The organism is Streptomyces sp. NPDC090021, assembly GCF_044748225.1.
Classification (GTDB): Bacteria; Actinomycetota; Actinomycetes; order Streptomycetales; family Streptomycetaceae; genus Streptomyces.
This window is the reverse complement of record NZ_JBIVFO010000013.1, coordinates 24597-44845: the sequence shown is the minus strand read 5'-3', so window position 1 is coordinate 44845 and position 20249 is coordinate 24597. Positions and strand designations below refer to the sequence as shown.

Genomic DNA, 20249 nt, shown 5'->3' with positions numbered 1-20249 from the left:
CCCCGGGGTCATCGGATGAAGCCCAGCCAGCTCTGGTCGCCGTCCTTGGAGCAGGTGCCGCCGGGCGCGTACTTCGGGCAGCTCCCGTCCCGCTCCGTGATGGTGTGCGACACCCAGGGCAGGATCCGGTACGTGTTCTCCTTGGCCGGCATGTAGCGGTCGGCCATCGAGGAGGAGACCGTGCCGAGGAGGAGCAGCAGGGCGCACAGGGCTCCGATCACCGCGCCCTCGCGGCCGGGGAAGCCGGTGCCCGGCGTGGTCCCGGCCGGTCCGGAGTCCGCCGCGGGCTGCGTCCGGCGCTCGGCCATCCGCAGCGAGACCAGGTGGACGACCAGCGCGCACAGCAGCAGCCCGCAGTAGAGCAGCTGGTTGTTCGTGCGGGTGTAGAGCTGGACGGTCTGCGTCTCGTACATGTGCGAGGCGATGTACATGCGCATCACCCACGCGCTGATGAACATGGCGGCGATGGTGACCACCATCGGCTTGCGGATGCCCAGCCAGATCGCGGCGCCGAGGCCGACGAAGGTGACCAGGGCGAACAGCCCGACCCCGCCGTACTCGCCGGGCAGCGGCCACTCGCCGACCTTGCCGGGCATGTCGGTGCGCCACATGAGGTAGTACGCCGGGTCGGTGAAGTTGTCGAACCGGAAGTTGTAGTCCTTGGTGGTCTGGCCCTCGGTCAGCATGACCATCAGGTAGCGCCCGGCGACCACGAGGAACGCCGCCAGGGAGGCGCCGAGGAAGGCCGCGCCCTTGATCCGGCCGAGCCGGCCGTCCCGCCACGGGAAGTACAGCAGCGCGGCGAACAGCACGCCCGCGGCGCTCCACAGGAACCAGCCCGAGTAGGTGAGGAACATGAGGCCGAGCAGCCCGCCGAACCCCGCGCCCTTGAGCAGCAGCGGCCGCCAGTTCTGCGTGCCGCTGCGGCTCAGCGACACCACCATCGCCACCAGGACCGGGACCAGCACGACGAGGACGGTCTGGCTGTACGGCTTGTACGCGTCGATCAGCGCGAAGGCGGGGGCGACGCCGAAGGCGAGGGCGCGGACCGGGCCGAGGAGCATGCGCCAGCACAGGTAGACCAGCGGTCCGAAGGCCGCGGCGCCGAGGATCTGGAGGTCCTTGAAGGCGTAGGCGGTGTTGCCGCCGCGGAACCACTCGGCGTAATAGCCAAGGGTGTGGAGGGGGGCCGGGGGGTAGACCGGCGAGCCCGAGGGGCGGCCGTTGGCCACGGCCTGGGCCCATTCGACGATGCGGCCGCTGTCGCCGTTGAGGCCGAACATCGGCCAGGGCGTCCCGTGGAGCGCGACGACCGCTCCGGCGGCGACGAAGCCGCTGGCCAGGCCGGCCAGGGCGGCGGAGGCGAGCCGGGTGGTGAGGTCGAAGTGCCGGCCCCCGCGCAGCCGTACGGCCAGCGCCACCGCGCCGATGAAGACAAGGCCTATGAGCGCGAACCGCAGCTGGATCGCGGCGAGGCCGCTGACCTGCGCGATCCGGTCCAGGGGGTTCAGCTTGAAGCCGCGGGCCAGCAGCGGGAGCACGAGCGCCGCGGCGAAGGCGACGACGGCTTCGAGGAGCAGGAGCGTGCCGCGTGAGCCGATCGCGCGGCGGGTGGCCGGTATCGGGCGGGCGGGCGCGGCCGGTCCGCCCGGGGGCAGCACGGTCGCCGTGCCCTCGGTACTGACTGTCACTGCTGTGTCCCTACTGCTGGTCGGTCCCTCGGCCCGGTGGCCGCTCTGGCTCGGCAAGCCGCCGCGCGACTCCGGCCCCCCGCCGAAGCTCCGGGCCAGGGCGGACTCAAGGGCAGTGAGAGACAGCCTTGGCATTTGCTGCCATGCATACTACGGGCCCGCCGGGGGCTGCCGGGGGCGGGCAACCGGTCTCCGGCCGGCTAGGCCGGATCCGGGAGGAGGTGCTTCGCACCCCACTCCCCCAACGGCTCCAGGGCCGCGTTCAGGTCCTGGCCCAGCGCGGTCAGGGAGTACTCGACGCGCGGCGGGACCTCGTCGTACACCTCGCGGTGGACGATGCCGTCGGTCTCGAGCTCGCGCAGCTGGGCGGCGAGCACCTTCTCGGAGACGCCGGGCACGAGCCGGCGCAGCTCGCCGAACCGGCGCGGGCGCTGCTCCAGCGTCCACAGGAGCGACACCTTCCATTTGCCGTCGATCACGGACATCGCCGCGGCGATCCCGCACTCGTCCGCACCGGGCCTCCGTGTCACCGCCACCGCGCATCCTCCCCACCTGCTCGCTCACCTCGGGGTAACCACCCACTCCGAAGTGCGTACTTGAGCACCGCACTGCCTGCAACCAGGCTAAACGCCATGACCGACACCACATCCCGGAAATCGCTCACCCTCCTCGGACTCGGCGACATGGGCACCGCCCTCGCCCGCACCTGGCTCGCCGCCGGGCACTCCCTGACCGTCTGGAACCGCACCGCCTCCAAAGCCGCACCACTCGCCGCCGAGGGCGCCGTCGTCGCCCCGGGCGCCGCGGCGGCCGTCGCGGCGAACGAGCTGGTCGTGACCTGCCTGCTGGACGACGCCAGCGTGCGTTCCGCCCTGGACGGCATCGACCTGACCGGCAAGGACCTCGTCGACCTCACCACCGGCACCCCGGCCGAGGCCCGGGCCCGGGCTGCCTGGGCCGAGGCCCGCGGCGCCCGGTACACGGACGGCGGGATCATGGCCACGCCCACGATGATCGGCGTCCCGGAGGCCGGCGGGTACGTCTTCTACAGCGGCTCGCGCGCCCTCTTCGACACCCACCGCGCGACGCTGGAGGTCCCGGCCGGTGCCCGCTTCGTCGGGGAGGACCCGGGTCACGCCGCCCTGCACGACGTGGCCCTGCTCAGCGCGATGTACGGGCTGTTCGCCGGCATCTCGCACGCCTACGCGCTGACCGAGGGCGAGGACATCGCCCCGAAGGACCTGTCTCCGCTGCTGTCCGAGTGGCTCGGCGCGATGGGCTTCTTCGTCGGCAACGCCGCCGAGCGGCTCACCTCGCGGGACTTCACCGGCGGAGTGGTCTCCCACCTCGCCATGCAGGTCGCGGCGACCGGCACCCTGCTGCGCACCGCCGAGGAGCAGCAGGTCAGCGCGGAGCTGATCTCCCCGTACCTGGATCTGATGCGCCGCCGGCTGGCCGAGGACCCGGCCGCCCACGGCGGGGAGGACACGGCGGGGGCCATCCTGCTGCTGAAGAAGCGGCAGGACACCCCTTGAGTCCTTGAGTCCTGGGGGGAGCGGCCTACGAGAACGCGGGCGGCGGCGGTCCGAAGCCGGCGGGAGCGGCCTCGGTGGCCGGGGTTTCGTCGGTGCGCATCAGGTCGCGCGCCATCAGCGTGGCCCCCGCCACCGCGCCGGGCATCAGGAACACCGCGACGAGCGGCACCAGGAACGCCAGTACCAGCGGCACTCCGAAGCCCAGCACCAGCAGCCGCCGTGACCGCAGCAGCACCAGCCGTTCGGGCAGCTCCACCTTGCGGCGCTGGAGGGCCACGGAGGTGAGCTCCTGGGTCAGGAAGTAGCCGGAGACGCAGAAACCCAGCACCGGGACGACCGTCTGGCCGATCACCGGGACGAAGCCGAGCACGAAGAGCCCGCTGCCGTACAGCACCACCCGTCCGAGCACCTTGACGCTGTCCCGGGCGGAGATCCACAGCTCCCGCCACAGCGGGAGACCGGACTGCGGGACCTCGCCGCCCTCGCTGCGGTCGACCTGCTCCGAGAGGGACTCGTAGAAGGGCTGACCGATCAGCAGGGTCACGGCGGTGAAGGTGATCACCGCGAGGAAGAGCCCGAGGCCGAAGAACAGGGCGGTGAGGAAGCCGCGGAAGAGGCCGAGCCAGGGGGCGGACCAGTCGTCGGCGAACGGGGTCACCCAGGCGGTCAGGTCGTCGGCGCCGTAGCCGAGCCCGATGAGGGCGCCGGCGTAGAGGGCGAGCGAGACGAGCCCGGGCAACAGGCCGAAGCCCAGCCACCGACCGTGTCGCAACACCCATCGCTGTCCGGCCAGCAGGTACCGGAAGCCCCCCGCAAGATCGTGCATGGCGTCAGTCTACGGCGAAGGCCGCACCCCGATCGGGGTGCGGCCTTCGCTGTGCGGCTGCCAGATCAGACGGCGAGCTCGACGGTGATGTTGCCACGGGTGGCCTTGGAGTACGGGCAGACCTCGTGGGCCTTCTCGATGAGCTCCTTGGCGGTGGCGGCGTCCACGTTCGGGATCACGGCGGAGATCTTGACGATCAGGCCGAAGCCGTCGTCGTTCTTGCCGATGCCGACCTCGGCGGTGACCGTGGAGCCGGAGATGTCGGCGTTCACGTTCTTGGCGACGACGCCCAGGGCGCCCTGGAAGCAGGCGCTGTAGCCGGCGGCGAAGAGCTGCTCCGGGTTGGTGCCGGCGCCGGAGCCACCGAGCTCCTTGGGCGGGTTCACAACGACGTCGAGCCGGCCGTCGTTGGTGGCGACGCGGCCGTCGCGGCCGTTCTCGGCGGTGGCCACGGCGGTGTACGCGACGTCGGACTGCTGGATGGACATGAAGAATGTTCCTCCTGGTGATCGCCGCGACTCGCGCCCACGGGTCACGACGGCTGTGGGGTGAGCCTAACCGGTGAAGGAAACGATCATCTTTCCGGTGTTCTCTCCGCGGAGCATGCCGAGGAAGGCGGAGGTGGCGTTCTCCACGCCCTCGACGACCGTCTCGTCGTAGCGCAGCTCACCGGAGCGCAGCCACCCGGCGACGTCCTGGACGAACTGCTGCTGGAGACCGGCGTGGTCGTTGACGAGGATGCCCTGCAGGCGCAGCCGCTTGCCGATGACCTGCATCAGGTTGCGCGGGCCGGGGGCGGCCTCGGTGTCGTTGTAGTGGGCGATCGCTCCGCAGAGGGTGGCGCGGCCGTTCACGTTCATGGAGGAGATGGCGGCCTCCAGGTGGTCGCCGCCGACGTTGTCGAAGTAGACGTCGATGCCCTCGGGGGCGGCGGCGGGCAGCTGCTCGGCGACGGGGCCGTTCTTGTAGTTGAAGGCGGCGTCGAAGCCGTACTTCTGCGTGAGGAGCGTCACCTTCTCGTCCGACCCGGCGGAGCCGATGACCCGGGACGCGCCCTTGATCTTCGCGAACTGGCCGACGAGGCCGCCGACCGCACCCGCGGCGCCGGAGACGAAGACGGAGTCGCCCTCCTTGAAGGAGGCGACCTCGAAGAGGCCGGCATAGGCGGTCAGGCCCGGCATACCGAGGACACCGAGGTAGGTGGAGAGCGGGGCGAGGGAGGCGTCGACCCTGGTGGCGTGCTGGGCGTCGAGCTCCGCGTACTCGCGCCAGCCCAGGCCGTGCAGGACGTGGTCGCCGACGGCGAAGCCCTCGGCGTTGGAGGCGACGACCTCGCCGACCGCGCCGCCCTCCATCGGCCGGTCGAGCTGGAAGGGCGGGATGTAGGACCGCGCGTCGTTCATGCGGCCGCGCATGTACGGGTCCACGGACATGTGCAGGTTGCGCACGAGGATCCGGCCGGCGGCGGGCTCGGCGTCGACGGGCACCTCGCGCAGGGCGAAGTCCTCGGCGACGGGCCAGCCCTGCGGGCGACGGACGAGGTGCCACTCGCGGCTCACGGCGGGGATCTCAGACATTGCGGCGCTCCTGGTCAGAACGAAATTGGTTCACTAGGTGAAACAACCATGCGCCTGGATATTTCATGTTGTCAAGTAAGTGGGTACGCTGGATCCATGTCCAGTCATCGCGCAGACCCAGTGACCGTCGAGGTCGTCGAACTCATCGGTGACGTCGTGAGCCGGTACCACATGGAGTACGAGCACGCGGCGGCCAGCCATCAGCTGACCGGCGCCCAGGCCAAGGTGCTGAACCTGCTCTCCCTGGAGCCGACGCCCATGCGCCGCATCGCGCAGAAGCTCCGGTGCGAGCCCTCGAACGTGACGGGCATCATCGACCGGCTGGAGGGCCGCGGCCTGGTGGAGCGCCGTCCGGACCCCGCCGACCGGCGGGTCAAGCTGGCCGCCCCCACCGAGGAGGGGCTGCGGACGGCGGAGCGGCTACGCGAGTCGCTGGACTTCGCGCGCGAGCCCCTGGCCGGGCTGTCCCCGGCGGAGCGGGCAGTGCTGCGGGACCTGCTCAAGCGGATGCTGGGCTGACACCCGGCGAGCGGCCCCCGCGACCGCTCAGAACCAGCCGCAGAAGATCCAGCAGTCCTCGGTCGGCTCCGGCGTCGGCGTCCGGGTCGGGGTCGGCGTCCGGGTCGGGGTCGGCGTCCGGGTCGGGGTGGGAGTGGGAGTGGGGGTGGGGCTGCCGCCGGGTGACGGCGAACCCGTACCGCCGCCCTGTACGGACGTCCCCGGACCGGGGGTGCGGGAGACCCGAGCCGACGAGGCGGGGACGGGGGAGGACGCGGCGCCGGTCGGACCGGGCTGCGCGGTGCTCTCGGAGGGCGCCGGGGAGCCGGCCTTCTTCGTGGCCGCGCCCGGGGCCTTCACGGTGGCCTGCCCCGGCCCCGTGGACGCACCGGCCGTCGGTGCGTCCGGCAGCGGAGCGGGATCCCGGGGCGCGTCCTCCGTCAGGACCACCTCGGAGGCCCGGTCGGTGCGCTCCCCGTCGGCGGCCATGCCCGCGACCGTCACGGAGCCCGCGGCGGCGAGCAGCACCCCGAGCGAGAGTGACACCACGGTACGGCGGCGGCGCCGGTTCGCGGCCCGGCGGCGGGCGCCGGACCTGTGCCCCTCCGGGGCCGAGAGCACCACGAGGGAGTCGGCGAAGACGTCGGCCAGGGCGGCCGGCGGAGCGGCGGCGGCCCCCTCGACCGCGGGCGGCGCGGGCGGCCCGGCGGTGGGGGCGGCGGGGATCAGGTACTCGGCGGGCGTTCCGCATCCGGCGCACGCCAGTGCGCCGTTGAGGTGCCTCCGGCAGGCGTGGCAGTAGTTCATGGCGCCCGCAGGCTACGCGCTGGGGGACAACCAGCGGATCCCGAGAACGTAAGGATCCTGTGTGGAATCGTTTCCTCCATGACTTCTTTCGGGCCTGCGGCGTTCCAGTTGGTGCTGTTGCGGCGGATGGCGGACTTCCAGCCCGACCTCGTCGACGAGGCCCGACGGCGGCTGGGAGCCTCGCTCGCGGACCAGCGGGAGGCGAACAAGCGCTGGCAGGCGATGGTCCGTTCCCCGAACTCCGTCCGGGGGGACCCCCGGTCGCGTTCGCGCGGGGCGGCGCTGGCCCGGTACCGCTCGGTGCTCGGACCGCCCGAGTCCACCGGGCACCGCGCGATCGGCGACCTGGAGTGCGAGGCCCTGCTGTGGCCGCTGCCGCTCTGGCCGGACCTGCGCTTCGAGGTGCTGGCCGCGCCGGACGGGGCGGTGTGGAACGAGTGGCTCGTCCGGGCCCCGGGCGCGCGGGGGCCCGTACTGGACTCGCCGGACGACCTGCTGCCCTGGTCAGCGACGGTGGACGAGGTGGCGCGGGCCTTCGCGCCGGTCCGGCCGATGGAGGGCACCGCGCCGACCCGCTGGCGCCTCGCCTTCACCGCGCGGGGACGGCCCTGCGTGGCGGAGTTCACCTACGGCCTGCTCCAGCGCGTCACCATGGCCGGTCCTCAGGCGTGACGGCAGGCGCCGCGGGCCGTACGGGTGATCCTGCGGACTCTCGACAGGGCGTACCCGGCCGTCACGTATCCCGCGCCGACCGACAGGGGGCCGAGCACGGCCAGGAGCGGCAGGGCCGAGAAGAACAGCGGTTCGTGGGGGCGCTCCCGGCCGGGGGAGGTGCAGGAGGGCGGCTCGCCGGCCCTCGGCCCCGGGCAGTCGGCCGGCGCCAGGACGGCCCTCTTCTCGGCGCCCAGGCCCAGAACCGGCTCGCTGCCCCTGCTCACGGCCTGCTCGGCCAGCAGGAGGGCCACGGCCAGGAAGGCCGTCCCGGCCAGCATGAACACCCCGCCGTACAGGCAGGTGAGGCGCAGACGGGTGACGGGACGCCGCGGCGGCGCGGGCCGTTCGTCGGTGGCGCGGGCGCGGACCCGGTCCGGCATCGGCATTTCCCCCCTCAGGACGCGGCGGCCTCCCCCACTGTCGCCCGCGCCCCCTAAGCAGCGCGTCAGCACCGTCCGCCACCCGGCACCCACGACACCCCCAGGCCCTGTCGGCCTAGGACGCGAGGAAGGCGCGCACTCCGGCCGAGGTCCCGTCGTCGGCGAGCAGGTCGTTGTGCTTCAGGCAGCCGACCGGGGTGTTGGTGGCGCCCGGGAGCGGGACGCTGTCGTCGGGGTTGATCACCTCGTCGCAGTGCGACCAGAAGGTCGCGTACTTCACCGCGCCCGGGGTGGCGTCCCCGCTGCCCAGGTTTTTCACCACGTACGACCCGGGGGTCATGTCCCGGCACGCCTGGTCCCACAGGGCGCAGGCCCACGCGGTGGAGGTGCCGCGGTTGGGGCCGGCCAGCGACACCCAGTGGTCCACGGTGGCGGTGCCCCCGCCGAACTTGACGTACCAGCGGCTCACCAGCGAGCCGAAGGAGTGGGCCACGACGTCGACCCTGGCCGCGCCGGTCTCCCGGCGGACCTGCTCGACGTAGGCGCCCAGCCTTCCGGCGAGGACCTCGTTGACCGACCGGTGGGTGTCGTAGCCGAAGGAGAACAGCTCCGCGTCGGTGTACCCGTCGGCGCGCAGGTCGGCGCGGAGGGCTCCCCAGACGCCGGGGTCGGCGTTGTACCCGTGCACGAAGACCACCGGGCTGCGCGGTGATGCCGGGTCAGCGGCGAGGACCGGCCCCCGGCCGGCGGCATGGGCCGCGGCGGACATGGTGAGCGCCGGGCAGAGCGTCAGGAGCGCGAGCACCCCCTGTCGTACCGTCAGCATCTGTGCCCCCATACCTTGTTACGCGCGAGTAGCGCGTGCGGTGCGGGCATGGTGGTGCCTGTCGGTACAGAAATCCACCCCCATGCAGCCGCGACACACCCACGGCCGGAGCATTCCAACGGGCGGATAGTCCCGAATGCCCGGGATGATAGGACAAGCGGCCGGCACTTCCGCCGGTCCTCTTGCGTCAGCGCTCTCGGGAGGTACTGCCGTGACCGTCAGTCTTGAGCAGTTGCGCCGCTGCCACGTCGCCGTCGACCTGGGGGCGGCCAGGACCCGCGTGTACGTCAAGGGCGCCGGCCTCGTGGTCGACGAACCCAGCGTCGCCGCGGTCAACACGCGCACCGGCGCACTCATCGCCGTCGGCACCTTCGCCGAGCGGATGACCGGCCGCACGCCCGACTACATCAGGGTCGTGCGCCCCGTCTCCGGCGGCACCGTCGTCGACATCGAGATGGCCCAGCGGATGCTGCGCCACCTCCTCGGCGAGAAGCTGCGGCGCGCACTGCGGCGCAAGCCCAGGCTGCGGGCGGCCGCCTGCACCCCGCACGACGCGGACCCGCTCGCCCAGCGCGCGGCGGTGGAGACCCTGGTCGGGCTCGGAGCGCGGCGCGTCGAACTGGTCGACACCCTGATCGCGGCGGCCGTCGGCTGCGGACTGCCCGTGGAGCAGCCGACCGCGACGATGATCATGGTGTGCGGGGCCGCGGCCACCCAGGTCGCCGTCCTCTCCCTCGGCTCGATCGTCACCGCCCAGCGGATCCCCGTCGGCGGCGAGGCCATCGACCACGCCGTCGTCCAGCACCTGCGCCACGCGCACGAACTGATGCTGCCCAGCCAGGCCGTCCGGCCGCTCCAACTGGCCCTGCACGGCAACGGCCTCACCTCCGAGGGGCCCGCGTCCACCCTCATCCACGGCCGTGACGTGGCCACCGGCCTGGCACGTTCCGTCCACGTGGACACCGCGGCCGTACGCGACGCCATCCACACCCCGCTGACCGCCGTCCTCGACGGGATCGGCAAGGTACTGCGCGACTGCCCGCCCGACCTGGTGGCCGACCTGACGGACCGGGGAATCATGATGGTGGGCGGCAGCGCCCTGCTGCCGGGCCTGGACCAGATGCTGCGGGACGCCACCGGAATGCCCGTCGCCATCGCCGAACGACCGGACGTGTGCGCCGTCATGGGTCTCGGCGCGATGCTCGAAGGGAAGATCGCACCCATGGTCCTCAACCCGCTGGCCGGATGACGGACGCAGAGCAGGAGAGGCCCGCCGACCGGCCCGACGAGGCCCCGGCGGGCCTCCCCGTGCTGCTGGAGGCCGTACTGAGCGTCGGCTCCGAACTGGAACTGCGCGCCACACTCCAGCACGTCGTGGACTCCGCCGCCGAGCTGTGCTCGGCCCGGTACGGCGCGCTCGGGATCCTCGACCCCGAGCGCGTCCTGGTGACCGCGCTGTTCACGTCGGGCCTGACCGAGGAGCAGCGGGCGGCCGTCCCCCACCTGCCCGACGGCCGCTCCGGCCTGCTCGGGGTCCTCGCCCGGGACCCCCGGCCGCTGCTCCTGGACGACCTCACCCAGGACCCCCGGGCGGCCGGCCTCCCACCCGGCCACCCGCCCATGCACAGCTTCCTCGGCGTCCCGATCCGGGTCCACACCGAGGTCTTCGGCAACCTCTACCTCACCGAGAAGCACGGCGGCGGCCCCTTCACCGAGGAGGACCTCGCCCTGGTGCGCGTCCTGGCCGCGCAGGCCGGCATAGCGATCGGCAACGCCAGGCTGTACGAGACCGCGCGCCGCCGGGAGCGCTGGATCGACGGGGCCGCCGCCGTGACCACGACCCTGCTGGCGGGACGTCCCGCGGCGGACGCGCTGATGTGCGTGGCCGAACGGGCCCGGCTGCTCGCCGGCGCCGCGGCCGGGGTGGTGCTCCAGCCGACGCCCGAGGGCGGCATGGAGATCGTGGCCGCCTCCACCCCGGGGGACCCCGGGGACCTCGTGGGGACGGCCATCGCCCCCGGATCGCCGGTACTGGAACAACTCCTCGGCGGCGAGCCCGTCTTCGTCGACGACTCGGCCACCGACCCGCGGATGACCACGCACGTCCGGATGCGGTTCGGGCCGAGCATGATGCTTCCGCTCCAGAGCGGCGGCCGGCTGATCGGCACCCTGGCCCTGCCGCGCGCCCGGGGCGGCCCGGCGTACGACGCGGTGGACCGGCTGCTCGCCTCGCAGTTCGCCTCGCAGGCCGCGCTGGCCCTCGTCCTGGCCGGCGCCCAGCACGACCGGGAGCAGCTCGCGGTGTACGAGGACCGCGACCGGATCGCGCGGGACCTGCACGACCTGGTGGTCCAGCGGCTCTTCGCCACCGAGATGATGCTGGAGAGCACACGGCGGCGCGCCGAGAACGCCCCCTGCGGGGACACCGTCGGCGACGAACTCGCCCGCGCCGTCGACGAGCTGGACTCCACCATCCAGGAGGTCCGCACGGCCATCTTCGCCCTCCAGCAACCGCCGACCGACGCCCCGACCACCTTCCGGGGGCGGGTCCTGCGCGAGACGAACGGCGCGGCGGTCCTGCTCGGCTTCCAGCCGTCGGTGCACTTCGCGGGTGCGGTGGACGCCCTGCTCCCGCCGACCGTGGCGGGCGACCTGCTCGCGGCCCTGCGCGGCGCCCTGGCCGCAGCGCACCGGCGCGACCGGGTCACCTCGATCGAGGTGGTGGTGGACGCGTCCTCCCCCGGCCGGGTCCGCCTGACCGTGACCGACGACGGGCGTACGGAAGCGGGGGCACCGGGCACGTCGTTCGCCTGGGAGTCGGCGCTCTGACAGCGGCGCGGCCTAACCGGGGCGGTGCGTCAGGGACGGCCGGGGCGGTCGGCAGCGCGCAGGGCGATCCGGGTGTTGGACTGGGCCACCCCGGCCTCCCGCTTCAGGCGGCGCAGCAGGCCGTCCAGGGCTGCGGGGTCGGCGGCCCGGGCGCGTACGAGGTAGTCGTGCGCACCGGTCACATGGACGACCTCGGTGATCCCTGGCAGCCCCGCGACCCGACGCTCGAACTCCTCATTGGTGGTGTCCTGGCGGAGGGTGACGTCGATGAAGACGACGAGACCGCCGGCGGTGTCGGCGGCCGGATCGACCACCACGGTGAACCCGCGGATCACCCCCTCCCGGCGCATCCGCCGCACCCGGTCCGCGGTGGCGTTGGCGCTGAGGCCGACGCGGACGCCGAGATCACGGTACGAGATCCGCGCATCCTGCTGCAGGATGCCGAGGATTTCCCTGTCGAGGCGGTCCATGCCGCGATTCTCGCAGTCGCACCCGATATCCGCGTCCATACCGCGGGCACGAGGCCCGACCCTCGCCCGTATGAGCGAACTGATGACACCGGCGCTGGCGGGCGCCGCCGCCGGTCTGGGCGTGGCGATGCCGATGGGTGCGATGAGCGTGCTGCTGCTCCAGGAGGCGATGCGGCACCGCCGGACGGCTGTTGCCGCGGCCACGGGCATCGCCGTGGTCGACCTCGGCTACGCGGCCCTCGCCACCGCCCTGGGCCCCTGGGTTGCCTCACACGTCGCCCCCGTCGAGGCGTGGGTGCGGCTGGCCTCGGCCGTGATCCTGCTGGCCATCGCGGCCCGCGGCCTCTCCGGGGCCCGCTCGGAGGCGGCGGTCGCGCCGACGCCGGATCCCGGACAGGACGCCGGCACCGGGGGAACCACGCGAACGGCCACCGACGTGCGGCCGGCCAAGGCCTTCGCCCGCTATGTCGCCCTGACCGCGATCAACCCCACCACCGCCCTCTACTTCGCCGCCCTCACCACCGCCCAGGGCGCCACCCTCGGCTCCGGCCCGTCGGGAGCCGCCTTCCTCGTCGGCGTCGGCGCCGCCTCCCTCCTCTGGCAGCAGGCCCTCGTCGCGCTGGGCTCCCTCGCGGGCGCCCGCATCTCCGCCACCGCCCGCGTCTGGACCTTCCGCCTGGGCTACGGCCTGGTGGCCGCCTACGCGGTGAAGATCGCCCTGCCGCTGCCCTGACCGCGTGCCGGTGCCGGTGTGTTGCTTGCCGACATGGCCGTTCCTTTCGGCTACTACGCCGCCACCGACGACGGCGGACCGTCCGGCACCCGCGGAGGTGCCACCGGCCCACCTCCTCCCCGACGTCACGGCCGTCGCCGGGACCGTGCCCGGCGTCGTCCTCGGCGCGGTGATCCGCGGGCCCGCCGTCCCCGGCCGCGCGTCCGCCTCCTCGTCGCGGTGCTGCCACTGCCCCTCGGGCTGTGGCTGCCGCCGCGCCCGCCCTCGCCCCGCGCCACGACGGCACTGGCCCTGACCGTCGGCGTGGCCGGGGGCGTCCACGGGATCGGCGGCGGCTCGCGGCTCGGCCCCGTTCCGGCCGGCCACGGGGCGCCGGTCGCCGTCGCGCCCGCCGCCCCGGCTGCCGCCTTCGCCACCTCGGCCGTCGGCGCCGCCACGTACGCCCAGCTCTCCCTGGCCGCCACCGGCGACGTCACCCCGGACCGGTCCCCCATGCCGGTCCCCCGTGCTGGTTCCTTGGACTGGCTCCCCGGGCTGGCTCCCCGGGCCGTGCAGCGGGGCCGGCCTGATCGACGGACACCTCGGCGCCCGCCCGGCCTCCAGCCCCCGCCTCGCCGAGACCCCGCTCCGGCTGCTGCTCGCCGGCCTGGCCACGGCCGTCGGGGCGCCGTACGCCGACCGGTTCGCGGGCTGCCCGCCTCCGGCCGGCCGAAGTACTGTCGCCCGGAGACGACTTCGACCGATCCGACCTGGGGTGCACCCGTGACGACGACCCGCCTCTCGGCCCGCGCGGCCATCGCCTCCGTGACCGACCCCGGCACCTTCGCCGAACTGCCCGCTCCCCACCGCGAGTCCCCCGCCGACGGCCCGCTGGCCTGGTCCGGGTACGACGCCTCCCGCGCCCGCGCCGCCGGGCGCACCGGCGAGCAGGAGTCCGTCGTCACCGGCACCGCCCGCGTCGGCGGTCGCGAAGCCGTCCTGATCTCCTTCGAGTTCGGCTTCCTCGGCGGTTCCCTGGGGCAGCGCACCGGCGACCGGCTCGAAGCCGCGTACGCACACGCCCGCGAGCACCGCCTGCCCCTGGTCTCGCTCATCGCCACGGGCGGCTCCCGGATGCAGGAGGGCATGCTCGCGCTGACGCAACTGCAGCGCGTGGCCCGCCAGAGCGTCCTGACCCGGGCCGCCGGACTCCCCCAGCTCGCCGTCCTGCGCGATCCGACCACCGGGGGCGGCTGGGCCACCCTCGGGGCCGGCGCCGACGTGGTCCTCGCGCTGCCCGGCGCCCAGGTGGGCTTCGCCGGGTCCCGGGTGCGGCCGGCGGACGCGGACCCGGCGGCGTACAGCGCCGAGGGCCAGTACGCCGCCGGGCACGTGGACGCCGTGGTCCCCGCCGCCCACCTGCCGGGGACCCTCGCGAACTGGCTCCGCGTCCTGGCCGCGCCCCGCTCCGGCGAGCCGGTCGAGCCCCCGGCCGCGCTGGCCGACGTACGGCCGCCCGCCACCGGCTGGGACGCGGTACGGCAGGCCCGCGACCCCGGCCGGCCGCGCGCCGAGGCGTACCTGGACGCGTACTTCGAGCTGCGCCTGCACCTCTCCGGGGACCGTGCGGGCGGTACGGACCCGGGGATGCTGTGCGGGTTCGGACTGCGGGAGGGCCGGGCCGTGGCCTACGCCGCCCAGTGCGGGACGGCCACCCGCCCGGCCGGATACCGTACGGCCGCCCGCGTGGTCCGCCTCGCGGACCGGCTCGGGGTCGCCGTGCTCACCCTGGTGGACACCCCCGGCGCGGCGAACGACGCCGCCGCGGAGCACGCGGGCGCGGGCGCCGCCATCGCCGACACCTTCGCCGCGCTGGCGGCGGCCACCGTCCCCGTCACCACCCTCCTGATCGGCGAGGGCGGTTCGGGCGGCGCCCTCGCGCTGGCCGCGCCGGGCAACACCTGGGTGACCCCGGACAGCTACTTCTCGGTCATCGCCCCGGAACTGGCCGCGGCCATCCTCAAGCGCCCCCCGTCGGCCGCCGCGGCCACGGCCGACCAGCTCCGCATCCGCCCCCAGGACCTGGTCTCCCTGGGCGTCGCCCGCGGCATCGTCGCCCCGCCGGACACCCCCTAGTCGCGCCGACGGGCCGGCAGCCGGGCGTCCATCCGGTAGAGCCTCGTCACCTGCTGGGCCAGCTCGTTGTCATCGCTGACCAGCAGCAGCCGCATCCGGCCGCATCCGGCCGCGCCCGTCCTCCCCGATGACGACCATGCCCTCGACGTTGTCGACCAGCGGGTGGTTCTGCGGAAGCTTCGACGGCGCACCCGGCGTCGGGCAGCCGTCGAGGTCCCCGAGCGCCGTCTTGCGGGCGACCCGCAGCCCGGGGCCCGCGGCCAGCGCCTCGACCTTCGAGGTGTCCGTCGCGCCCAGCGGGTCGGCGACGTACAGCCGCACGGTGATGGCGAACTCCCGGGTGAAGCCGCGCTCCAGGACAATCAGCCGGCCGTCCCGGGTGGGGGCGAGTTCCACGAGGCCGTGCCCGGCGTCCACCGGGTAGGCGTACTGTCGTCCCAGCCGGAATTCGCGCTCGCGGCCCCGCTCCCAGGTCAGGATCCGCTGGAGCGTGCGCCCCTGGGCGTCCTCGCTGTCACCGGCCAGCGGCCCCTCGACGCCCGCCCCGATCGGGCGAACCGGGCCGGACTGGTCCCGACGTGCCGGGCGAAGTGCCGCGTGAGGTGCGCCTGGTCGTAAAAGCCGGCCTCCGCGGCCGCCGCCGCGGGCCCCGCCCCCGCGAGCAGCAGTTCCCGCGCCAGCGCCACCCTGCGCCCCGTCAGGTACGCGTGCGGCGGCAGCCCGTAGGCCTTCCGGAAGCTCCTGATCAGGTGGGTGGGATGGGCGTGGCCGAGCCGCGCCGACGCCTCCTCCAACGCGATCCCCTCCACCACGCGCGCGTCCAGCAGCTCGCGCAGCCGTACGGCAAGCCCCGCCGGGGCCGGCGCCCCGTACCCCGCCGGCGCGCGCCCAGTGAGCCACCGGTGCAGCCGCTCCCCTACGAAGGCCAGCCGCGACTGGGCCTCCAGGGGGTCCCGGTCCCGTTCCCCGAGTGCCAGGTGCAGCGCGTGCACGCGCTCGCGCAGCGCGGGGTCGGCCAGCAGCGGCGCGTCCACGGCCGCTCCGGTCAGCCGTTCCGGCAGCACCGAGGTGTCCAGGTACAGGACGCGCTTGCGGAAGCCCGCCTCGGTCACGGTCCGCCCGTCGTGGACCACGCCGGGCGGGAGCAGGACCACCGCGTCCGAGACCCCGACGCCGTGCCGCTCCCGGTCGAGGGCGAAGTCCACCCGTCCGCCGTCCACGATCATCAGCGCCCAGGTGTCGTGCACGTGGGCCGGGTACGCGTGCTCGGTGAAGCGGGCGTGGAAGACCTCGGCGATGCCCGGCACCGGCGGCCGCCAGGCACTGACGGTGCTGCGCGGACGTATCGCGGCCATGCCAGGAACGTACAAGACCCTCCGCAAACGCGCCGCCAGGCTGTCCGCATGACGACACAAAAGATCGACATCGCCGGCAAGCTGGCCGGTTTCACCGAGCACTGGGCGCCGCGCCGCATCGCCCGCGTCAACGACTACGAGGTCAAAGTCGCCAAGGTCCGGGGCGAGTTCGTGTGGCACGCGCACGAGGACACCGACGAGCTCTTCCTCGTCGTGGCCGGAACCCTGACGATCCGCCTGCGGGACGGGGACGTGGTCCTGGGCCCCGGCGAGATGTACGTCGTCCCGCGCGGCACGGAACACTGCCCGGCCGCGGACGAGGAGGCCCACATCCTGCTCTTCGAACCGTCCGGCACCACCAACACCGGCACCGCGGGCGGCACCCGCACCCGGGAGCCGGTGGACGCGTAGCCCGCCCGGCCCCGCGGTCGCAGCGGTCAGGCCTGCGGGGAGTGGGCGTCGTAGCGGGCGAAGTTGCGCCAGCGCAGCGCCAGCAGGCCCACCACCAGGACGCAGGCCAGCCCGCCGCCCGTGACCGCGACGGCCGGGGAGGTCAGGTCGGCGGCGGTCCCGGCGAGGAAGTCCCCGAGCCGGGGCCCGCCCGCGACGACCACGATGAAGACGCCCTGGAGGCGCCCCCGCATGTCGTCGGGGGTGGCGGCCTGCAGCATGGTGGTGCGGAACACCATCGAGACGGTGTCCGCGTACCCGGCCAGAGCCAGGAAGAACAACCCCAGCCACAGGTTCCGCGTGAGGCCGAACACCGCGATGGCCAGCCCCCATCCGGCGACGGCGAGCAGGATCGCCAGCCCGTGCCGCCGGATCCGTGCCTGCCAGCCGGAGAACAGCCCGCCGAGCAGCGCCCCGGCGGCGATCGCGGCCACCATGAGGCCGACCGTCCTCGCGTCGTCCCCGTACCAGAGCACGGCGATGGCGGGAAACAGCGCCTTCGGCTGGGCCAGCACCATGGCGGCCATGTCGGTGAAGAACGTCATCCGGATGTTGGGCCGGGTACCGAGGAAGCGCAGTCCGTCGACGACGGAGGCCCGCCCCCGCGCGCCCTCCGCCCGGTCCGGCTTCATCGACGGCAGCCGCCACATCGCGTAGAGCGCGGCGGTGAAGGTGACGGCGTCGACCAGGTACGCCCACTCGTACCCCCCGAGGGCGACGATCAGACCGCCCAGCGCGGGGCCGACCATCGTCCCGAAGGTCATGGTCACGGAGTTGAGGGCGTTGGCCGCGGGCAGCTGTTCCGCGGGCAGCAGCCTGGGGATCATGGCGGACCGCGCCGGGCCGGTGAGTGCCCCGCAGACGGCCTGGAGCGCGACGACGGCGTACAGGAACCAGACGTGGTGCTGTCCGAGCAGCGCGGCCACGGCGAGCGCGACCGACAGCCCCGCGGCGCCGAGTGAGCTGTAGAGGCCGAGCCCCCGCCGGTCCACGGTGTCGGCGATGGCCCCGCCGTAGAGGCCGAAGACGATCAGGGGGACGAGGGAGAAGAGCCCCACGAGCCCGACGGCGAAACTTGAGCGGGTGATGTCGTAGACCTGGAGCGAGATCGCGAGGGCGGTCATCGCCTGGCCGACCCAGGAGATCGTCCCGCCGAACCACAGTCTCCGGTAGTCCGGGGACGTGCGCAGCGGGGTGAGGTCGGCGAATATCCGCCGTCGGGGGCGGGTTGGCGCACTAGTACGAGTCACATCGGATGATAAGCATCGGCCCGTCGGTGCCCCCAGGGTGCCGCCTGCCCGCTTCGCACACCGGCAACAGTCGCCCCATGCTGCTCCGGCCTCCCGGCGCGGGCGAGCCGTTGCCGGTAACCCGCCACTATCACCGCACATTTGACTGATTCGCCGCGCGCTCCTCACCTCGTGTTCAGCTCATGATGAAAAGACTCGTATGTCCAGGGAGGCGTAGTGATCGATCCTGGCAACAGCACCACGAGCACCGGCACGACGCAGAACACGGTGCGCCCCACCGTACCCCTCACCGTCGGCGTCGAGGAGGAGTTCCTGCTCGTCGACGCCCGCACCCTCCGGGTGGTCCCCGCCGCCCCGCTGGTCCTGGCGACGGCCGACGGACTGCCGGGCGAAATGCATCCCGAGGGCACCCGCTACCAGGTGGAGATATCCACCCCGGTCGCCGACTCGGCGTCCTCGCTGCGCGCCGAGCTCGCCGCGCTGCGGCGCACCCTCGGCCGGGCGGCCCGCGCCCACGGCTGCCGGCTCCTGGCCGCACCCTCGCCGGTCGTCGCGGTCGACGGGCCGCTGCACCTGACGGATGACGAGCCGCGCCAGCGCGAGCAGCACCGCCGCTTCGGCGCGCTCACCGACACCCTGGTCAGCTGCGGCCGGCACGTCCACATCGGCACACTCGACGTGGACACGGCGGTGGCGGTGTCCAACCGGATCAGACCATGGCTGCCCACGCTGATCGCGCTGGCCGCCAACTCGCCGTTCTGGGGCGGCCGTGACACCGGTCACTGCAGCTGGCGTGCGATGGCCTGGTCCGGGTGGCCCTCGGCGGGCCTGCCCCCGCACTTCACGTCCACGGCCCACTTCCGGCGCTCCGTGCAGACCCTGCTCGGCTCCGGGGCGGCCCTGGACACCAAGATGGTCTACTGGGACCTCCGGCCCTCCGGGCACTGGCCGACGCTGGAGTTCCGCGCACCGGACATGTCCCCGGACGTCGACTCGGCGGTCCTCCAGGCCGAACTGTCCCGCGCCCTGGTCGCCACCGCGCTCCGCGAGATCGCCGAGCAGCGCCCCGAGCCGGCCGTACGGGACGACGTGCTGCGCCTGGCGCGCTGGCGGGCGGCCCACGACGGCCTGGAGGGCTTCGGCCTCGACCCGTACACGGGAACGGAACTCCCGGCGGCCGACCTCGCGGAGGCCCTGCTGGACCTGATCGCCCCGGAACTGGCCGCCGCCGGCGACCTCGACCACGCCGCCAAGACCCTGGCCGGCCTCCTGCGCGACGGCTCGGGCGCCCACCGCCAGCGCGCCGCGTACGCCCGCCGCCAGGACCTGGCGGACGTCCTGCGCCACCTCGTGGACGAAACGGAGGACTTCTAGCCGGTCCCCGGCCCTGGCCCCGGCCCGCGGTCCCGCCCCGGCGGAACAGGTCGGTCCGTTCGGATCGGGCCACGAACAGCGATCGGCCCTGACCGGCGGGATGCCGGTCAGGGCCGATCGGAGGCGTGGGTCAGGGAACCGGCCCACCGGGTCCGCGCCCGGTCGACCGCCGCAACCGCTGCTGCTACGGATACGGATACGGCTACCGGCCGAAGACCAGGGCACACAACGCGCAGACGGCCGCCGTCAGCAGCATGGCGTCCGCGACGACGTCGGCAACCACCTTGCGGTGCACCGGACCGTCCGCCCCGGGGGCGCGTCGGCCCCGGCTGCGGTACTTCTTGAGCTCGGCGGCCGCCTTGTCGGAGGTCTTGAAGAAGCGGTCGAGCAGAGAGCCCGCGAACCCGACCACGAGGTACCCCTCGCCCTCGGTGTCCGCGACCCGCTCCTTCGGGAGCACGGTCAGGCTCCCGGACCCGCTGACCTCGATCCTGTGGATCGAGCCGTAGGGCACCTCATAGCTGAAGAGCGGGTTGACCACGGTGAGAGAGCTCTCACCGGCATGGACCCGGGAGCGGGTGATGCGGTAGGCGAACGATCCGGCGGCCAGCAGCAGCGCCGCCGCGAACCAGCCGTCCCGTTCGTCCCTCCACAGCCCGTCGTAGAGCCCCAGCACGGACCCACCGCAGAACAGCGCGAGGACGAGCAGGGCGAGCACCCGGAAGGAGCGTCGGCGCAGTACCCGTCCGCCCGTCACACGGCCGTATTCCATTCGGCTTCCCGTCCTTCGTGTGCGGTGGAGCCCGCCGAGGGGGCCGG

The 20249-nt window shown here is 73.8% G+C and carries 22 protein-coding genes; 9 read left to right on the top strand and 13 right to left on the bottom strand.

The window, feature by feature from the left end:
- Positions 1 to 8 precede the first annotated feature (8 nt).
- A complete protein-coding gene (locus ACIPXC_RS12635) occupies positions 9 to 1691 on the bottom strand; it encodes a hypothetical protein (RefSeq protein ID WP_401616234.1) in 1683 nt (560 codons plus the stop codon).
- A 200-nt stretch (positions 1692 to 1891) separates the two neighbouring features.
- Entirely contained in the window at positions 1892 to 2221 is a 330-nt protein-coding gene (locus ACIPXC_RS12630; RefSeq protein WP_401616233.1) for a winged helix-turn-helix transcriptional regulator, read from the bottom strand.
- A 102-nt stretch (positions 2222 to 2323) separates the two neighbouring features.
- On the opposite strand from ACIPXC_RS12630, the gene ACIPXC_RS12625 reads away from it, so the two are divergent.
- Positions 2324 to 3226, top strand: a complete 903-nt coding sequence (locus ACIPXC_RS12625) for an NAD(P)-dependent oxidoreductase (RefSeq protein ID WP_401616231.1) — start codon at positions 2324 to 2326, stop codon at positions 3224 to 3226.
- Positions 3227 to 3251: 25 nt separating this feature from the next.
- Here ACIPXC_RS12625 and ACIPXC_RS12620 read toward each other — a convergent pair whose 3' ends face one another.
- The 3 genes from ACIPXC_RS12620 to ACIPXC_RS12610 form a co-directional block, all read right to left on the bottom strand.
- The gene (locus tag ACIPXC_RS12620) at positions 3252 to 4052 is read right to left on the bottom strand and encodes an EI24 domain-containing protein (RefSeq protein WP_401616229.1); all 801 of its coding nucleotides are present in this window, start codon (positions 4050 to 4052) and stop codon (positions 3252 to 3254) included.
- Positions 4053 to 4117: 65 nt separating this feature from the next.
- Complete coding sequence (locus tag ACIPXC_RS12615; protein ID WP_030841164.1) at positions 4118 to 4540, bottom strand: organic hydroperoxide resistance protein; 423 nt, start codon at positions 4538 to 4540, stop codon at positions 4118 to 4120.
- Between the two features lie 66 nt (positions 4541 to 4606).
- Positions 4607 to 5629 carry an NADP-dependent oxidoreductase gene (locus ACIPXC_RS12610; protein ID WP_401616227.1) on the bottom strand — a complete coding sequence of 341 codons (1023 nt, stop codon included), beginning with the start codon at positions 5627 to 5629 and terminating at the stop codon, positions 4607 to 4609.
- A 96-nt stretch (positions 5630 to 5725) separates the two neighbouring features.
- Between ACIPXC_RS12610 and ACIPXC_RS12605 the strand changes: the two genes are divergently transcribed.
- Positions 5726 to 6148 (top strand): MarR family winged helix-turn-helix transcriptional regulator, encoded by a 423-nt coding sequence (locus tag ACIPXC_RS12605; protein WP_401616225.1) that lies wholly within the window; start codon positions 5726 to 5728, stop codon positions 6146 to 6148.
- Between the two features lie 27 nt (positions 6149 to 6175).
- Here ACIPXC_RS12605 and ACIPXC_RS12600 read toward each other — a convergent pair whose 3' ends face one another.
- A complete protein-coding gene (locus ACIPXC_RS12600) occupies positions 6176 to 6934 on the bottom strand; it encodes a hypothetical protein (protein ID WP_401616223.1) in 759 nt (252 codons plus the stop codon).
- Between the two features lie 78 nt (positions 6935 to 7012).
- Here ACIPXC_RS12600 and ACIPXC_RS12595 point away from each other — a divergent pair, with 78 nt between their 5' ends.
- Positions 7013 to 7606, top strand: coding sequence for a hypothetical protein (locus ACIPXC_RS12595; RefSeq protein ID WP_401616221.1), 594 nt, complete (start codon positions 7013 to 7015; stop codon positions 7604 to 7606).
- On the opposite strand, the gene ACIPXC_RS12590 is transcribed toward ACIPXC_RS12595, so the two are convergent.
- On the bottom strand, positions 7597 to 8028 hold the full coding sequence (locus ACIPXC_RS12590; RefSeq protein ID WP_401616219.1) for a hypothetical protein: 432 nt from the start codon (positions 8026 to 8028) through the stop codon (positions 7597 to 7599). The genes ACIPXC_RS12595 and ACIPXC_RS12590 overlap by 10 nt on opposite strands.
- 115 nt (positions 8029 to 8143) lie before the next feature.
- The gene (locus ACIPXC_RS12585) at positions 8144 to 8854 is read right to left on the bottom strand and encodes an esterase/lipase family protein (RefSeq protein ID WP_401616217.1); all 711 of its coding nucleotides are present in this window, start codon (positions 8852 to 8854) and stop codon (positions 8144 to 8146) included.
- A gap of 211 nt (positions 8855 to 9065) precedes the next feature.
- Between ACIPXC_RS12585 and ACIPXC_RS12580 the strand changes: the two genes are divergently transcribed.
- Complete coding sequence (locus ACIPXC_RS12580; protein ID WP_030841144.1) at positions 9066 to 10103, top strand: rod shape-determining protein; 1038 nt, start codon at positions 9066 to 9068, stop codon at positions 10101 to 10103.
- Positions 10100 to 11683, top strand: a complete 1584-nt coding sequence (locus tag ACIPXC_RS12575) for a GAF domain-containing protein (RefSeq protein ID WP_401616215.1) — start codon at positions 10100 to 10102, stop codon at positions 11681 to 11683. The genes ACIPXC_RS12580 and ACIPXC_RS12575 overlap by 4 nt, the downstream gene beginning before the upstream one ends.
- 29 nt (positions 11684 to 11712) lie before the next feature.
- On the opposite strand, the gene ACIPXC_RS12570 is transcribed toward ACIPXC_RS12575, so the two are convergent.
- Entirely contained in the window at positions 11713 to 12153 is a 441-nt protein-coding gene (locus ACIPXC_RS12570) for an Lrp/AsnC family transcriptional regulator (protein WP_401616213.1), read from the bottom strand.
- A 70-nt stretch (positions 12154 to 12223) separates the two neighbouring features.
- Between ACIPXC_RS12570 and ACIPXC_RS12565 the strand changes: the two genes are divergently transcribed.
- Complete coding sequence (locus ACIPXC_RS12565) at positions 12224 to 12886, top strand: LysE family transporter (protein WP_401616211.1); 663 nt, start codon at positions 12224 to 12226, stop codon at positions 12884 to 12886.
- Positions 12887 to 13648: 762 nt separating this feature from the next.
- Positions 13649 to 15001 (top strand): carboxyl transferase domain-containing protein, encoded by a 1353-nt coding sequence (locus ACIPXC_RS12560; protein WP_401616210.1) that lies wholly within the window; start codon positions 13649 to 13651, stop codon positions 14999 to 15001.
- Positions 15002 to 15070: 69 nt separating this feature from the next.
- Here ACIPXC_RS12560 and ACIPXC_RS12555 read toward each other — a convergent pair whose 3' ends face one another.
- Positions 15071 to 15526 carry an esterase-like activity of phytase family protein gene (locus tag ACIPXC_RS12555; protein ID WP_401616438.1) on the bottom strand — a complete coding sequence of 152 codons (456 nt, stop codon included), beginning with the start codon at positions 15524 to 15526 and terminating at the stop codon, positions 15071 to 15073.
- The gene (locus tag ACIPXC_RS12550) at positions 15475 to 16356 is read right to left on the bottom strand and encodes an AraC family transcriptional regulator (protein WP_401616208.1); all 882 of its coding nucleotides are present in this window, start codon (positions 16354 to 16356) and stop codon (positions 15475 to 15477) included. The genes ACIPXC_RS12555 and ACIPXC_RS12550 overlap by 52 nt, the downstream gene beginning before the upstream one ends.
- A gap of 48 nt (positions 16357 to 16404) precedes the next feature.
- On the opposite strand from ACIPXC_RS12550, the gene ACIPXC_RS12545 reads away from it, so the two are divergent.
- Complete coding sequence (locus tag ACIPXC_RS12545) at positions 16405 to 16767, top strand: cupin domain-containing protein (protein ID WP_401616206.1); 363 nt, start codon at positions 16405 to 16407, stop codon at positions 16765 to 16767.
- 26 nt (positions 16768 to 16793) lie between these two features.
- On the opposite strand, the gene ACIPXC_RS12540 is transcribed toward ACIPXC_RS12545, so the two are convergent.
- Complete coding sequence (locus tag ACIPXC_RS12540; protein ID WP_401616205.1) at positions 16794 to 18056, bottom strand: MFS transporter; 1263 nt, start codon at positions 18054 to 18056, stop codon at positions 16794 to 16796.
- A 216-nt stretch (positions 18057 to 18272) separates the two neighbouring features.
- On the opposite strand from ACIPXC_RS12540, the gene ACIPXC_RS12535 reads away from it, so the two are divergent.
- On the top strand, positions 18273 to 19430 hold the full coding sequence (locus ACIPXC_RS12535; protein ID WP_401616203.1) for a glutamate--cysteine ligase: 1158 nt from the start codon (positions 18273 to 18275) through the stop codon (positions 19428 to 19430).
- Positions 19431 to 19632: 202 nt separating this feature from the next.
- On the opposite strand, the gene ACIPXC_RS12530 is transcribed toward ACIPXC_RS12535, so the two are convergent.
- A complete protein-coding gene (locus ACIPXC_RS12530; RefSeq protein ID WP_401616201.1) occupies positions 19633 to 20202 on the bottom strand; it encodes a hypothetical protein in 570 nt (189 codons plus the stop codon).
- Positions 20203 to 20249 lie beyond the last annotated feature (47 nt).

What these genes read in the sequence shown, in the direction of transcription:
- ACIPXC_RS12600 (WP_401616223.1), bottom strand. Translation starts at nt 6,934, where the DNA reads ATGAACTACTGCCACGCCTGCCGGAGGCACCTCAACGGCGCACTGGCG.
- ACIPXC_RS12570 (WP_401616213.1), bottom strand. Translation starts at nt 12,153, where the DNA reads ATGGACCGCCTCGACAGGGAAATCCTCGGCATCCTGCAGCAGGATGCG.
- ACIPXC_RS12615 (WP_030841164.1), bottom strand. Translation starts at nt 4,540, where the DNA reads ATGTCCATCCAGCAGTCCGACGTCGCGTACACCGCCGTGGCCACCGCC.
- ACIPXC_RS12550 (WP_401616208.1), bottom strand. Translation starts at nt 16,356, where the DNA reads ATGGCCGCGATACGTCCGCGCAGCACCGTCAGTGCCTGGCGGCCGCCG.
- ACIPXC_RS12625 (WP_401616231.1), top strand. Translation starts at nt 2,324, where the DNA reads ATGACCGACACCACATCCCGGAAATCGCTCACCCTCCTCGGACTCGGC.
- ACIPXC_RS12575 (WP_401616215.1), top strand. Translation starts at nt 10,100, where the DNA reads ATGACGGACGCAGAGCAGGAGAGGCCCGCCGACCGGCCCGACGAGGCC.
- ACIPXC_RS12565 (WP_401616211.1), top strand. Translation starts at nt 12,224, where the DNA reads ATGAGCGAACTGATGACACCGGCGCTGGCGGGCGCCGCCGCCGGTCTG.
- ACIPXC_RS12530 (WP_401616201.1), bottom strand. Translation starts at nt 20,202, where the DNA reads ATGGAATACGGCCGTGTGACGGGCGGACGGGTACTGCGCCGACGCTCC.
- ACIPXC_RS12595 (WP_401616221.1), top strand. Translation starts at nt 7,013, where the DNA reads ATGACTTCTTTCGGGCCTGCGGCGTTCCAGTTGGTGCTGTTGCGGCGG.
- ACIPXC_RS12545 (WP_401616206.1), top strand. Translation starts at nt 16,405, where the DNA reads ATGACGACACAAAAGATCGACATCGCCGGCAAGCTGGCCGGTTTCACC.
- ACIPXC_RS12605 (WP_401616225.1), top strand. Translation starts at nt 5,726, where the DNA reads ATGTCCAGTCATCGCGCAGACCCAGTGACCGTCGAGGTCGTCGAACTC.
- ACIPXC_RS12585 (WP_401616217.1), bottom strand. Translation starts at nt 8,854, where the DNA reads ATGCTGACGGTACGACAGGGGGTGCTCGCGCTCCTGACGCTCTGCCCG.
- ACIPXC_RS12620 (WP_401616229.1), bottom strand. Translation starts at nt 4,052, where the DNA reads ATGCACGATCTTGCGGGGGGCTTCCGGTACCTGCTGGCCGGACAGCGA.
- ACIPXC_RS12610 (WP_401616227.1), bottom strand. Translation starts at nt 5,629, where the DNA reads ATGTCTGAGATCCCCGCCGTGAGCCGCGAGTGGCACCTCGTCCGTCGC.
- ACIPXC_RS12590 (WP_401616219.1), bottom strand. Translation starts at nt 8,028, where the DNA reads ATGCCGGACCGGGTCCGCGCCCGCGCCACCGACGAACGGCCCGCGCCG.